Source organism: Paenibacillus sp. P22, from assembly GCF_000469945.2.
Classification (GTDB): domain Bacteria; phylum Bacillota; class Bacilli; order Paenibacillales; family Paenibacillaceae; genus Paenibacillus_O; species Paenibacillus_O humicus.
The window spans coordinates 1-13,857 of record NZ_CBRA020000071.1; the positions used below are offsets into that span (position 1 = coordinate 1).

The following is a 13,857-nucleotide window of genomic DNA, read 5'->3' on the forward strand; positions in this document are numbered from 1 at the left end:
GCCAGGCAGCCGCCGACGAAGCGGCCGGCGGGGCTGGCGGGGCCGGCAGATGGGGGACAAGCATCCGGAAGCGGCGCAGAATCGGCCGACGGGACTGCAGGACCGGCAGATGGGGGGGAAGGATCCGGAATCGGCGCAGGCGCTGGCGGCGGTTCTCCGGCCGGAACGGAGGAATCGGCGCCAGCGCCTTCTACCGGGCCGAAGAAGCTGACGGCGCTGGATCTGACCCAGGTGCGCGTCTATGTGACGAAGGAGAAGCGCATCGAGAAGGTGCCGATGGAGACCTATATCCGCGGCGTCATCGCCGGCGAGATGCCGATCTCCTTCGAGCCGGAAGCGCTCAAGGCGCAGGCGATCGCCGCCCGCACGTATATCGTCCGGCGGCTCGCTTCCGGCGACGTCAGCGGCGTGCCGGTGAAGGGAGCGGATGTCACGGATACGACCGCCCATCAGGTGTACATCCCGATGAAGCAGCTGCTGGCCCGCTGGAGCGGCAAGGAGCGGGAGGCGAATCTGACGAAGCTGAACGAAGCCGTCCAAGGGACGAGGGGAGAAATCGTCACCTATCAGGGAAGCCCGATTCAGGCTCTGTTCTTTTCCACCAGCAACGGTTATACCGAAAATTCAGAGGATTACTGGGACGCCAGCCTTCCCTATCTCCGCAGCGTGGCCAGCCCGTGGGACAAGTCCCTGTCTCCGGAGTACAAGGAGACGACGACGATGCCGCTGGCGTCCTTCTACCGGAAGCTCGGCCTCAGCGGCAGCACGCCGGTCCGCAGCCTGCGGGTGCTCGATACGACGGACGGCAGAAGGATCCGCGAGCTGGCGGCGGGAGACGCCACGTTCACGGGCCGCGAAGCCCGGGAGAAGCTGGGACTCGCCTCCTCCCAATTCACCTGGAAGATCAGCGGCAAAAATATCGAGATTACGACCTATGGCTATGGGCACGGTGTCGGGATGAGCCAGTGGGGCGCCGACGGCATGGCGAAGAAGGGCAGCAACGCCTATCAGATTCTGTCCCACTACTATACCGGAACCGCGGTCGTGAGGGAGAACGATCTCCCCCGCATGAGCAGCTAGGAGGCGAATCTTCCTCCCTCCTCGCAAATTCTCTATCGCCCTACGTATAAACCTAGCTGATCCGGCAACAATGGCTAGTGAGGTGATAGAAAATGAATGAACAAGATCAAAAAAACCAAAAGCAAGAGCCTCCTAAACCAAATCTGGGAGGAAGAAACTCCGCTCCATCTTCAGCTTACAAGAAGACCCTGTCGCGCAAGTGGATCTCTCCGGCACTGTTCGTCGCCGCGGCAGCAATCATCGTAACCGTCATGTGGCTCTATCAGGGAGACGACAAGAAGACTTCGACAACCGAGATCCCCGATACGACTGCAGTGGCGCAAGGCGGAGAGCAGCAGCCGGAGCCGGTGACCGTGAAGCCGGTGCCTGGCGAGACGGCAAAATGGCCGGTAGCCAGCACGGCTGACGTCACGGTGAAGCGCGGCTACTTCGATGCCGCCGCGACTCCTGCCGAGCAGGATGCCGCGATGGTCGAGCAGGGCAACACGTTCTCCGCCAACACCGGCATCGACCTGGCCCGCAGCGACGACCAGCCGTTCGACGTGCAGGCCGTGCTGAGCGGCAAAGTGACGCTGGTGCAGGATCAGCCGACCAACGGCACGGTCGTGGAGATCACCCATTCGGGCGGATACGTCTCCGTCTACCAAAGCTTGACCGATGTGACGGTCAAGCAAGGCGACGACGTCAAGCAAAGCACGGTAATCGGCAAGGCAGGCAAAAACGAGCTGCAGAAAGATCTGGGCGTACACCTGCACTTCGCGCTTCTCAAAAACAACGAGCATGTCAATCCGAATTCGGTCCTGCCCGCGCTCGCTCCGGCAGCAAGCCAGGACAGCAGCGCCGCATCGGGCGACGATTCCGAATAAGCGGTTCCTCATCCCTGAAGCCTCGGCTTCAGGGATTTTTTTATGCCGATGAAAAAGACCGCTGCTTCGTCCGGCGTGCGGCTTTGCTCAGCCAGCCGACGGCGGCAAGCCTTGGCGCCTGACCGGCTTCAATGCCGCTTTCGGGCTGCCAGCCTGCTCTTTTTCTGCAAGGGAGCCGGATTGTTTTTTCATGGCTCGGACTGTCCGCCGGAAGGCCATTTGCGAACAAATTGGACGGATTTAGTACCTAGTGCTTGGCCACAAAGAATATCTACCCGCCCCTCTCATATAATGTACCAATCTTAAAACGAGTTAGGGAGGCGGGAACGTGCACGATTACATCAAAGAGCGGACCATCAAGATTGGCCGGTGCATCGTGGAGACCAAGCATACGGTGCGCACGATCGCCAAGGAGTTCGGGGTATCGAAGAGCACGGTGCACAAGGATCTCACCGAGCGGCTGCCGGAAATCAATCCCGATCTGGCCGATCAAGTGAAGCACATCCTGGAGTACCACAAGTCCATCCGCCATCTCAGGGGCGGCGAGGCGACCAAGATCAAGTACAAGAAAAGCACCAAGCGCCGCGAGGTGCTGGCTGCAGGAAAAAGGTAAAAACGGCCGCATTCCGGCCTCCCCTTTCACGGGAGGCCTTTTGGTAAAATTTTTTGACAAAATCAGAGGAAAAACGAGGTTATTAGCGAATAATGGGGGTATGAACTTCCACATTATTCGTTAGGGGACTTCGGACGTATGCTGAGCAAGGATATCGGAATCGATCTGGGCACCGCCAACGTGTCCATTCATGTAAAAGGCAGGGGCGTCGTGCTCGACGAGCCGTCCGTAGTCGCCGTTGAAACCGGCACCAAGCGGGTGCTGGCCGTCGGAGACGAGGCGTACCGGATGGTCGGCCGGACACCGGGAAATATCGTCGCCATCCGCCCGCTTCGGGATGGAGTCATCGCAGACTTCGAAATTACGGAAATGATGCTCAAGGCTTTCATCGACCGCATCGGCGGACGGAGCTGGTACAGCCGTCCGCGTATTCTCATTTGCGCTCCTACCAACATTACATCGGTGGAGCAGAAAGCGATCCGGGAGGCAGCCGAGCGCTGCGGAGCCAAAGAAGTTTATATGGAAGAAGAACCCAAGGCGGCCGCGATCGGTGCCGGCATGGACATTTATCAGCCTAGCGGCAATATGGTCGTCGATATCGGCCGGGGGCACGACGGATGTGGCCGTCCTGTCCATGGGCGACATCGTGACTTCTTCCTCGATCAAGGTAGCCGGCGATACGTTCGATTCCGATATTGCCCGCTACATCAAGGCGAAGTACAAGCTTCTGGTCGGAGAAAGGACAAGCGAGAGCATCAAAATGCGCATCGGATCGGTATACGCTGGCGGACGCAGCGAGGCCATTGATATCCGGGGCCGCGATATGGTGACGGGGCTTCCGCAGACCATCTCCATCCACTCGGAGGAGGTCCGGGAAGCGCTGCACGATTCCGTCGCCTCCATCGTAGCTGCCGCCAAGTCCGTGCTGGAGCGCACGCCTCCCGAATTGTCTGCGGACATCATCGACCGCGGCGTCATTCTGACCGGCGGAGGCGCCCTGCTGGACGGGCTGGATCTGCTCATGGCGGACGAGCTCAAGGTGCCGGTGCTCGTCGCCGAAGACCCGATGCACTGCGTGGTGAAAGGCACCGGATTCATGCTGGACCATCTGGACCGGATGTCGCGCAAGAAGGCGCGCTTCTAGAGTCCGGCGACCGAAGGCCCGCCCCTCGCGAGCCGCTCCTTCCGGAGCTGCGGAGCGCGAAGGGCGGGCCGCTCTTCATGGATGGGCAGCCGCTGCCGATATAACAATAAGACTTTCATCCTTTCATCTTTCATCATACAGGCAAGGGGAGAACCGGATGCTCAGAGGATTGTACACGGCAGCGGCAGGCATGGTAGCCCAGCAGCGCGTGCATGACACGGTAACGACGAATATCGCCAATCTCAATACGACGGGATATAAGCAGAGCAATGCGCTGAACCGTTCCTTTCCGGACATGCTGCTGTCCATGACCGGCAAGAACGATGAGCCGTCGCGCCGGATCGGACGCCTCAGCACCGGTGTGCTGGCGGAGGAAAGCATCGCGCTGCAGGTGCAGGGCGATCTCAACAAGACGGATCGGGCATCCGACTTCGCCATCGCCTCCAATATCGAGGTGGCGGGCACCGTGTTCGACGCTTCCGGCAAATCCGTCGCCGAAGACGGAACGGTGACGTACAGGCCGCAGGCCTACTTCACCGTGCAGGATGCGGACGGACAGACCCGATACACGAGAGGCGGACAATTCCACTTGGCGGCCGACGGTTCCCTGCTTACGGCGGACGGCTCGGCCGTGCTCGGCAAGAACAACCGCCCGGTGACGTTCCCGGCCGGCACCTCCATGGATTCGCTGAAGCTGAACGGCGCCTACGATTTCACGGATGCGGACGGCGTTGCTACGGGCAGATCGCTGCTGATCACGCGAGTCGACCGCGTTCAGGACCTGATCCGCGAGGGAGACGGCAAGTTCCGTCTTGACGGGCAGGGCGGGGCGGCTCCGGCGACGGCGGCGGACGGTGTGGAAGTCCGTCAGGGGTATACGGAGCGCTCCAACGTCGACGCCACCCAGGCGATGGTGGATATGATGGGCGCACTGAGAGCCTACGAGGCGAATCAGAAGGTCGTCCAGTATTACGACAAGAGCCTGGAGAAGGCCGTCAACGAAGTCGGCAAGGTGTGAGGAGGAACGGTAGATGAACGGATCGATAATCAATGCGTCGGTGACGATGAACGCCCTGCAGCAGCGGCTTGACCTGCTGGCCGAGAATATCGCCAACGTGAATACGGCAGGCTATAAACGCAAGCAAGGCACGTTCGAGGATCTGCTCACGAACGCCAAGCAGCAGCCCGAGGCGTTCCGCAAGGACGGCCGCATCGGACCGATGGGCTACAACCAGGGCTGGGGCGCCCGTTTCCTGCAGCTGGGACCTGACATGACCCAAGGCTCGCTCAAGGAAACCGGCACCGCTACGGATCTGGCGATCGAAGGAAATGCGCTCTTCCAGGTGGAGGCGGACGGCAAAACGGCCTATACCCGCAGCGGCGCCTTCCAGTTGACGGTGAGAGGCAACGGTGATACGATACTGGCGACAGAAGCGGGGTATCCTGTTCTCGGCACTCGGGGAGGCGCGGGCCAGCCTGGACCGATCGTCGTTCCGGCCGGCGTCACGCTGCAGATCAGCGGCGAAGGCGTCGTGGAAGGCGTGCATGGGGATGGAACCCGCGAGAATCTCGGGCAGCTGAGCCTTGTATCTCCAGCTCGACCCGAGCTGCTCACTCCGGTGGAGGACAACCTGTTTGTCGTCCCGGACGGAATTGCGGCGGGAGACGTGCTTACCGACGCCGCAGCCGGTCCCGACAGCGGAATCGCTGTCCGCCAAGGGTATGTCGAGCAATCCAACGTCAACGTCGTGGATGAGATGACCGAGCTTTTGAACGTGCAGAGGGCTTATCAGCTGAGCGCCAGGGCGCTGACCTCCGCCGATTCGATGCTGGGCATGGCCAACAACATGCGCGGCTAGATTCCTGTTCCTCCATGCTGCGGCGCGGTGGGAATCTGCCGCGCAATAGATTACGGAAGGATTCTCTTCCGGAGGAATAGGATGATGACCATGGTGCAGAATGAATCCCACACCCGCATGTCGGGAGGAGGGGCGGCGTCCCGTCCGGCCGACAATTTCCGGCCGAGCGACAGCCAAGCTCCCCTGGACCGGGAGGCAGAACCATCTTCGCTGGACGCTCCGGCAGCAGCCAAGACCAAATCCAAGGCAAAGCCGAAGCGGCGCAGCCGGTTCACCGCGTGGTGGTTCGCCCGCAAGGTCATCGTGCTGGCGCTGTTCGTCGGCGCGCTGACAGGCGGCCTTTATCTGGGCTTCGTCGTCCTGGGCAAGGGAAGCATGGACGATGCATTCGACTTTGGCGTCTACAAGCATATTTACGACCTTATCTTCGCGGATTCCTAGATGTATCCGGCCTCCTTTCGGGGCCGGATTTTTTTGCGGCCGCCGATTCAAGGCCACGGCAAAAAAAAAGCCGGAGCAAAGGCATTGCGCCTTTCGCTCCGGCTTTTGTATATGCGGCTTTATTTTACGGTGACCCTTACGCTTACGGTCTTGCCTTCAAAAGCGGCCTTGATCGTAGCCGTGCCTTTGGCGGCGGCGGTGACGGCTCCGCCTGCGGTAACGGTCGCCGCGGCTTCCTTGCTGGAAGTCCAGACAGCCGCCGCGGTGACTTCCGCCTGCGTGCCGTTGTCGTAGAACGCCTTGAGCTTCAGCGGCGCGGAAGCTCCGGGTGCAAGCTGCAAGGTTTTGTCCGACAGGACGAGGCTCTTCAGCTTCGGCTTGACGGCGATCGTCACGGTGATGCTCTTGCCCTGGTACGTTCCGGTGAGCTTGGCCGTTCCGAGCTTGAGGCCCTTGACGGAACTGCCCTTGATGCTCGCGATATCGTCATTGTCGACGGTCCAGGTCATTTTCGAGGCGAGCGAGCTCGTCGAGCCGCTTTTGAACGTGCCGGTGACTTTGACGGTCTTGCTCTTGCCGGGATTCAGCACGAGCGAGGATTCCTCCACCGCCAGCTTGCTCAGCTCTTCTTCGATCACGACAGGAAGAGAGACGGTCTTGCCCTGGTAGGAGGCGGTCAGCGACGTCCGCGCAGCGGTCAGTCCGCGCAGCGTCGTTCCTTTGACAAGCAAGGAGCTGCCGGTCGTTTTCCATTCGGCCTTGGCCGTGACGTCTTCTTCCGTTCCATCCGTATACGTTACGTTCAAAGGCGGGATCGGAGTGTCCTTGCCGATGATTAGGCTGATCGTCTGCTGCTCCGGGAGAAGCGCCAGCGGCTTCAGGCCCACGGCCATTTCCACTTCGGCCGAGAGGCCGCCGACCGCCGCCTTCAGAACGGCTTTGCCGGCTTTTTTGGCGGACCATTTGCCATCCTTGATCTCAATGACGTCGGAGTCGCCGGATGTCCAGCTGACGAGCTTGTCGACAGCGATCGTGGAGTCGTCCAGCGTCTTGCCGGTGACCGCCGGCAGCTTGCCGCTGTCGCCCGTAATGCTTGTCAGGGGTTCGGAGCCGGCCTCGATCGAAAGGAGGGTCGGGTAGACGGTGACGTTCAACGTTCTGGAGAGACCCTTGTACTCCACCTTGATGACGGAGGAGCCGGCTGCCTTCGGCGTGACGAGTCCGTCGGACACGGTAGCGGTGAAGACGTCGCTGGAGCTCCATTCGGCGGCCTTCGTCACATCGGCCGGCTCCTTGTTCGGATCGAGAGCCGACGCGGTCACTTGAAGCGGGCTGTCGGAGAGCAGCAGATTCAGCTCCGCCGAGGCGCTCAGCTTCAGCGCTTCGTGGGCTGCGCGCACGACGACGCTGACGGTGGTCGAGGAACCGTAGAGAGAAGCGGTGATCGTCGCGGTTCCGGGACCGACGGGCGTCACGACGCCTTTGTCCACTTTGGCTACGGCTGCCGCCGAGGTCGTCCAGGAAGCATCGTCGGTCACATCGACCGGCGTGCCGCCGCCTGCCGGCGCAGCTGTCGCGGTCAAGGATCTGGCCTCGTCGCCCGCCGTAAGATCAAGGAGAGAATTTGGCGACAGCGCGAGCGATTGATAGGGGGAAGACACGGTTAACGTAATGGAGGCGGACACGCCTCGGTAGGAAGCCTTGATGACGGATGTGCCTGCCGCGACGAGAGTGACCTTGCCGTCCTCGACCGTAGCGGCCGCCGTGTTGGAGCTGCTCCAGACGGCTTCGTCGGCGAGATCCTTGGATTCATTCCCGTTTTTGCCGACAACGCCGAAGGTCAGGTCGTCCCCGAGCTGTGCTTTCAGGGTGGATGGAGCGGCGCTGCCGTCCTCCGTCAGAAGCTGGAGCTTGGCATAAGGATAGGTGACCGTAACGGAAATCGATGCGGAATAGCCGCTGTACTTGCCGGTAATCGTCGCGGTTCCGGCCGCTACGGGCGTCAGCACGCCTCCCGTGACCTTGAGGACGGATGAGCTGGAGGTCGACCATACGGCCGAGGCGCTGACATCCTTGGTCGCGGAAGAGCCCGAGTAGGACGCCCACAGCGCGAGCGCGTAAGGGTCGTCCCCGAACGTGAGGGAAAGCTTGGAGCCTTCGGTCAGCTTGACCGAGGTGACCGTATCTTCGGCATGCGCGGCAGGCGCGAGCAGCGCAAGCGCCAGGACGGCCGCGAGCAGCAGGGACAGCAGCGGACGATTGGTAACGCGGTAGGACAACGAAAGACACTCCTTTGCAAACCATGATAGTTCCTTTAACGGCATATCGATGCGAATTATGTAGGCAAATGGTGGAAAATAGGAAGGGCGGCGGTTTTTTTTTTTGGAACTGCGGAGGTATAATAACGAAGATATACATAGGCATTCAGCGGCAGAAAGAGGAATTCCGACCCTTTTTTTGCGCAATAAAAAGGACAGTCGGCGGCGCTTCAGTCCGCTTCCTGCCCTCCTATCTCAACCTTTGCGACCTGCAGGCTCGCTCAGGACATGAATAGTGTAGCCCGCCGGCCCCGGTTCCATGCAGCCCGGCCGGCGATTGACGAACAAGGGCGCTTTCGCCCGCGGAAGGGGTATTTTTTTGCTGGATATCAATGAAATCATGGAGATTATTCCTCACCGCCAGCCGTTTCTGCTGATCGACCGCATTCTTGAGGTCGAGGAAGGCGTACGGGCCGTCGGACTCAAGAACGTCACGATGAACGAGCCTTTCTTCGCCGGGCATTTCCCGGGATTCCCTGTCATGCCGGGCGTCCTGATCGTCGAGGCGCTGGCGCAGGTAGGCGCGGTCGCTATCCTCAAGGTGGAAGCGAACCGCGGCAAAATCGCGATGTTCGCCGGCATCGACGGCTTCCGCTTCCGCGGCCAGGTCGTGCCGGGAGATACGCTGACGCTTGAGGTGACCATCACCCGGCTGAAAGGCATCATCGGCAAAGGCCAGGCGACGGCGAAGGTCGGGGACAAGGTCGTGGCCGAAGGCGAGATCATGTTCGCGCTTACGGATCCGAAGTAGGCTTCTATCGCTGAAAAGCAAAAGGCCAAAACAAAAGGCAGCCCGAATTCGTCAACAAAACGAGGATATTCGGACCGGGCCTGCTTTATTAAGTGAGACCATGCAGAGATCAAGGGAGAGATGAGTCCATGTCCGTAACAGAACTTGCGCAACAACGCTATCAGTCCTGGCTCGAGGATCCGACGATCGACGAGGCGACCAAAGAAGAGCTGAGGGGAATCGCGGGGGACGAAAAGGAGATTACCGACCGGTTCTACCGCGATCTCGAATTCGGCACCGGCGGCCTCCGCGGCGTCATGGGAGCCGGTACGAACCGCCTCAACGCCTATACGGTAGGCAAGGCGACGCAGGGTCTGGCGAACTGGCTGCTCGGGCAGACGGACAAGCCTTCGGTCGTGATCGCACACGATTCCCGCAACAACTCTCCGGAGTTCACGCTGGAAGCCGCGCTCGTGCTGGCCGGCAACGGCATCAAGACGTACTTGTTCCCTTCGCTGCGTCCGACCCCGCAGCTGAGCTTCGCGGTGCGCGCGCTCGGTGCGAGCGGCGGCGTCGTCATCACGGCCAGCCACAATCCTCCGGAGTACAACGGCTACAAGGCGTACGGTCCGGAAGGCTGCCAGCTCGTGCCGCATGAGGCCGAGCAGGCGATCGCGGCGATCCAGAAGGTGGCGAGCTTCGGCGAGATCAAGCGCATGGCCCGCGAAGACGCGGAGCGGCAAGGGCTGCTCGTGTGGCTCGGCGAGGACGCGGACCGGGACTTCATCGAAGCCGTGGCGGCGCAGAGCCTCAATCGCGACCTGCTCAAGCGCGGCGCGGGACGCGACATCAAGGTCATCTACACGCCTCTGCACGGAAGCGGCAACCATCCGGTCCGCGGCGCGCTCAAGGAGATCGGCATCGAGTCGGTCGCCGTCGTGCCGTCGCAGGAGCAGCCGGACGGCTACTTCAGCACACTGAAGAGTCCGAATCCGGAGGAGCGCGAGGCGTTCGCGCTGGCGATCAAGCAGGCGCAGGAGCAAGGCGCGGACATCATCATCGGCACCGACCCTGACGCCGACCGGATGGGCGCCGTCGTGAAGAACAACGAAGGCGAGTACGTTGTTCTCTCCGGCAACCAGTCCGGCGCGATCATGGTCCACTACGTGCTCAGCCAGCTGCGCGAAAGAGGCGAGCTGCCTGCGAACGGCGCCGTCATCAAGACGATCGTAACGAGCGAGATGGGCGCGGACATCGCCAAGGCCAACGGCGCAGAGGTCATCAACACGCTGACCGGCTTCAAATATATCGGCGAGAAAATGACCGAATTCGAACGGACGGGCTCGCATACGTTCCTGTTCGGCTACGAGGAAAGCTACGGGTACCTGACAGGCACCTACGCCAGGGACAAGGATGCCGTCGTAGCGGCGATGCTGATCGCCGAAGCGGCCGCCTTCTACAAGCAGCAGGGCAAGACGCTGTATGACGTGCTGCTGGAGCTGTACGGAGAGTACGGCTACTATCTGGAAGGCCTGGAGTCCCGCACGCTCAAGGGACTGGACGGCGTCCAGAAGATCGGGGCCATCATGGACAGCTTCCGTTCGGAAGCTCCGACTGAAGCCGGCGGAATCAAGGTGTCGCAGGTGCTCGACTACAGCCTCGGCCTGGACGGCCTGCCGCAGGAGAACGTGCTGAAGTACATTCTTGAGGACGGCTCCTGGTTCACGCTGCGGCCGTCCGGCACGGAGCCCAAGATCAAAGTCTACTTCGCGGTCCGCGGGGACTCCCTGCCGTCTGCGGAGAATGCGCTGAACGTGCTGCGAAGCTCCGTCATGCAGCGCGTGGACGCGATGGCCTGACCTGCTCTGTACCCTATAGACGGGCAGATCCGGGCCGGGGAGCCGGCAGGCTTGATGCCGTCCCCGCAGGCAATAGCAGTGCAGCAGCCGGGCCCGTCATGGAGCCGGCTCTGAAGTTCAATAAAGAGCCGCAGGGCGGGTGATGTCTACCCGCCCTGCCCGGCTTTTCAAGTATGAGTGGATAAGGGGCGAACTGGAACGTGTTGAAGTGGCAGCAGTGGAACCGCGCGGCCCGCAGAATCATGTGGGTGCTGGCGCTGATCGGCGTCATCGCGGCAATTCCCATCGGAGCTAACCGGTGGCAGATGGAGAAGACCTCCAAGCAGGTCGAGTACGTGTTCGATTATTCGGATCTCGTGCTGGTGGCGTCCTATCAAAGCCGTCCGGTCGACTATATCAAAAGCGAGCTTCAAAAGCTGAAGTCTCACGGCGTCGGCACGCTTTCGGTGTTCGAGAGCCGGCTGGACGAGCTCGAGAACGCAGGGAGGCTGGGCTTGTACAGCGAGGCGGAAGCGGCGCTGCTGCAGGGCAAGCCTTCGCCTGCAGGACAGAACTATACGTACCTGCTGTTTGAAGGAGCCAGGGAGCAGGCTGCTCTGGAGCCGATGATCCGCGAACGCTTCGAAAGCGACGGCATCGCCGTGCGTCCGTGGGACCTGGATGGCAAGCGCGGCCTCGTGCTGGAGACGCCGATGGCCGGAGCGGTGCTGAAGTCGATGGCTCCCGATCCGCTGGCGCTGACGGAGCTTCATGACGCCGGCTTCCGCCTGCTGCCGAGACTTTCGGACCGGATCCCTTACGACACGGAGCGCATGGATGCGCTGCTGGCCGGATTCAAAAATCTCGGCGTCACCCGCATCCTGTTCGACGGCGGAGCGGTCACCGGCTTCGCCGATCAGGCGGCCGACAAGACGTTGACTCATTTTGCCCAGAAGCTGAATGAGTACGGAATCGGAATCACCGCCATCGAAAATCTCAAAAAACCCCAGTCGGGCCTGAATACGCTGGCCTATCTGACGCACTATAACGTTACGCGGCTTTATTCCCTCTCGGACAAAGACGCTGCCGCCCTGAAGCCGGACGTCATCGCCGACCGCTTCCTGCTTGCGGCCAAAGACCGCAACATCCGCATGTTCTATCTGAACGCGGCTCCCTCCGCCAACCTGGACAAAGGGACCGTCACGGATCCGATGGACAATCTCTACAAGTCGCTTGACGGGCCGGACGGAGCGATCGCCAAGCTGGATTCGTTCGGATTTCCTTCAGGGGAAGCCCACGCGTTCGAGCGCTCCTATCCAAGCTGGATGAAGGCTCTCAAAGCGGTCGTCGCCCTGGGGGCAATCAGCCTGATCGCGCTGCTTGCCGGAGCCTTCTTCAACGGCCTGGCCTTGATCGTCTTCCTGCTCGGCCTCGCCGGCAGCGCCGGGCTTTACGTCCTGAACAGCTCGCTCATGGAGCAGGGCTTGGCGCTCGGGGCCGCGATCAGCGCTCCGACGCTGGCGATGATCTGGGCGATCAACCGGATCCGCTCCCATACGGAAGGACAGCGGCGGCCGGTAGGAGGCGAATGGAATTCCGCGGCCAACGAAGGCACGGACCGCTCGTTCCAGGTGTCGCCTTGGAGCGGCATGCTGGGTGGACTCGGGCAAGCCGGCACACGCTGGGTGTTCCGCGGCCTCTCGGCCGGACGGCGCCTGACGATGGCGCTGAGCATTCTGGCCGTGACCTCGCTGATCAGCATGCTGGCCATCCCGATCGTAATCGGGCTGCTCAACAGCATGACGTACAGCCTCGTGCTGGAGCAGTTCCGCGGCGTAAGCCTGCTCCACCTGGCGCCGATCGGCTTGACCGCCGTCTACCTGTTCCTGTTCACAGGCCAATCGGTCTGGCTCAGCCTGCGGCGGGTGCTCGGGCTGCAGATCACGATTCTCTGGTGCGTCGCGGTTGCCGTCATCGGCGCTGCCGGGCTGTACTATCTGTCGCGCACGGGCAATTCCGGAACGGCTACTTCCTTGGAGCTGGTGTTCCGCAACACGCTGGAAGGAACTTTCGGAGTGCGGCCCCGCTTCAAGGAATTCCTGCTGGCGCATCCGCTCATGGTGCTCGGCTTGTTCCTGTCGCTTCGCTACCGCGCCGCCTGGGTATTGCTAATTGTAGGCTCCATGGGCCAGCTGTCCATGGTCGACACGTTCGCGCATATCCACACGCCGATCCACATCTCCTTGATCCGCATCCTGCTCGGCCTCGGCATCGGAGTCGTCATCGGCCTGATCCTGATCGCCGCATGGCAGATCGGGGAAACGCTCGTAAGAAGATTCTGGCCGCGGGAGAGGGCTGCGAATGGCTAAGTCCGGAGGAGCTGTCTCCCCGATGCGCAGGAAAATCGTCATCTCCGGCTACTACGGCTTCCGCAACAGCGGCGACGAAGCGGTTCTGAAGTCGATCCTGCTCGCTCTTCGCGCCGAGGGGGAAGCCCAGGGCGTCGAGATCGATCCTGTCGTGCTGTCCGGAGATCCGGCTTGGACAACGCAAATGTATGGCGTCAAGGCCGTGCATCGGATGAAGCCGCTGGAGCTGATGAAAGCCATCGCCGGCTGCGACGGCCTCATCAGCGGCGGCGGCAGCCTGCTGCAGGACGTGACGGGCGGCAAGACGATTCCCTACTATACGGGAATCATCAAGCTGGCCCAGCTGCTTCGCAAGCCGGTGTTCATCTACGCGCAGGGCATCGGCCCCGTGCTGAACCGCCGGATGGACGGCCTCATCCGGCATGTGATGACCCGCAGCGCGTACGTGTCCGTGCGCGATGACGAATCCGCGGTGCTGCTGTCGCGGATGGGCGTTCCGCAGGACCGGATCGACGTCGTGCCCGATCCGGTCATGGGCCTGCCGCTGCCGCAAGGTTCGCAGGCAGCGGCAGGCGGCGGCTCCGCCGCAGCGGGCGGCG

11 protein-coding genes and 1 pseudogene are annotated in these 13,857 nt (G+C 61.6%); 11 read left to right on the forward strand and 1 reads right to left on the reverse strand.

Going from position 1 to position 13,857, the window contains the following annotated elements; translation table 11 throughout:
• The 7 genes and pseudogenes from spoIID to BN871_RS11550 form a co-directional block, all read left to right on the forward strand.
• A partial coding sequence (spoIID, locus tag BN871_RS11520) for a stage II sporulation protein D (RefSeq protein WP_053086972.1) occupies positions 1-1,080 on the forward strand: 1,080 nt, incomplete at its 5' end.
• 92 nt (positions 1,081-1,172) lie between these two features.
• Complete coding sequence (locus BN871_RS11525) at positions 1,173-1,946, forward strand: M23 family metallopeptidase (protein ID WP_021880271.1); 774 nt, start codon at positions 1,173-1,175, stop codon at positions 1,944-1,946.
• Positions 1,947-2,274: 328 nt separating this feature from the next.
• Positions 2,275-2,559 carry a sporulation transcriptional regulator SpoIIID gene (gene spoIIID, locus BN871_RS11530; RefSeq protein WP_021880270.1) on the forward strand — a complete coding sequence of 95 codons (285 nt, stop codon included), beginning with the start codon at positions 2,275-2,277 and terminating at the stop codon, positions 2,557-2,559.
• A 138-nt stretch (positions 2,560-2,697) separates the two neighbouring features.
• A pseudogene (gene mreB, locus BN871_RS11535) lies at positions 2,698-3,703 on the forward strand (rod shape-determining protein MreB).
• Positions 3,704-3,860: 157 nt separating this feature from the next.
• On the forward strand, positions 3,861-4,721 hold the full coding sequence (locus BN871_RS11540) for a flagellar hook-basal body protein (protein ID WP_048746089.1): 861 nt from the start codon (positions 3,861-3,863) through the stop codon (positions 4,719-4,721).
• Positions 4,722-4,734: 13 nt separating this feature from the next.
• Positions 4,735-5,562 (forward strand): flagellar hook-basal body protein, encoded by an 828-nt coding sequence (locus BN871_RS11545; RefSeq protein ID WP_048746091.1) that lies wholly within the window; start codon positions 4,735-4,737, stop codon positions 5,560-5,562.
• Positions 5,563-5,643: 81 nt separating this feature from the next.
• Positions 5,644-6,003, forward strand: a complete 360-nt coding sequence (locus BN871_RS11550) for a DNA-directed RNA polymerase subunit beta (RefSeq protein WP_021880266.1) — start codon at positions 5,644-5,646, stop codon at positions 6,001-6,003.
• 119 nt (positions 6,004-6,122) lie between these two features.
• On the opposite strand, the gene BN871_RS11555 is transcribed toward BN871_RS11550, so the two are convergent.
• Complete coding sequence (locus BN871_RS11555; protein ID WP_048746093.1) at positions 6,123-8,282, reverse strand: Ig-like domain-containing protein; 2,160 nt, start codon at positions 8,280-8,282, stop codon at positions 6,123-6,125.
• A gap of 358 nt (positions 8,283-8,640) precedes the next feature.
• Between BN871_RS11555 and fabZ the strand changes: the two genes are divergently transcribed.
• From fabZ to BN871_RS11575, 4 genes are all read left to right on the forward strand, one after another.
• Positions 8,641-9,072 carry a 3-hydroxyacyl-ACP dehydratase FabZ gene (gene fabZ, locus BN871_RS11560; RefSeq protein ID WP_048746095.1) on the forward strand — a complete coding sequence of 144 codons (432 nt, stop codon included), beginning with the start codon at positions 8,641-8,643 and terminating at the stop codon, positions 9,070-9,072.
• Between the two features lie 128 nt (positions 9,073-9,200).
• Positions 9,201-10,910: a phospho-sugar mutase gene (locus BN871_RS11565; RefSeq protein WP_048746097.1), complete on the forward strand. Its 1,710-nt coding sequence runs from the start codon at positions 9,201-9,203 to the stop codon at positions 10,908-10,910.
• A gap of 200 nt (positions 10,911-11,110) precedes the next feature.
• Positions 11,111-13,258, forward strand: a complete 2,148-nt coding sequence (locus tag BN871_RS11570) for a DUF5693 family protein (protein ID WP_157060266.1) — start codon at positions 11,111-11,113, stop codon at positions 13,256-13,258.
• Positions 13,251-13,857, forward strand: a 607-nt coding sequence (locus BN871_RS11575) for a polysaccharide pyruvyl transferase family protein (RefSeq protein ID WP_048746099.1), incomplete at its 3' end; no start/stop codon positions are given. The genes BN871_RS11570 and BN871_RS11575, both read left to right, overlap by 8 nt.

What these genes read in the sequence shown, in the direction of transcription:
- BN871_RS11525 (WP_021880271.1), top strand. Translation starts at nt 1,173, where the DNA reads ATGAATGAACAAGATCAAAAAAACCAAAAGCAAGAGCCTCCTAAACCA.
- BN871_RS11540 (WP_048746089.1), top strand. Translation starts at nt 3,861, where the DNA reads ATGCTCAGAGGATTGTACACGGCAGCGGCAGGCATGGTAGCCCAGCAG.
- BN871_RS11545 (WP_048746091.1), top strand. Translation starts at nt 4,735, where the DNA reads ATGAACGGATCGATAATCAATGCGTCGGTGACGATGAACGCCCTGCAG.
- BN871_RS11550 (WP_021880266.1), top strand. Translation starts at nt 5,644, where the DNA reads ATGATGACCATGGTGCAGAATGAATCCCACACCCGCATGTCGGGAGGA.
- BN871_RS11565 (WP_048746097.1), top strand. Translation starts at nt 9,201, where the DNA reads ATGTCCGTAACAGAACTTGCGCAACAACGCTATCAGTCCTGGCTCGAG.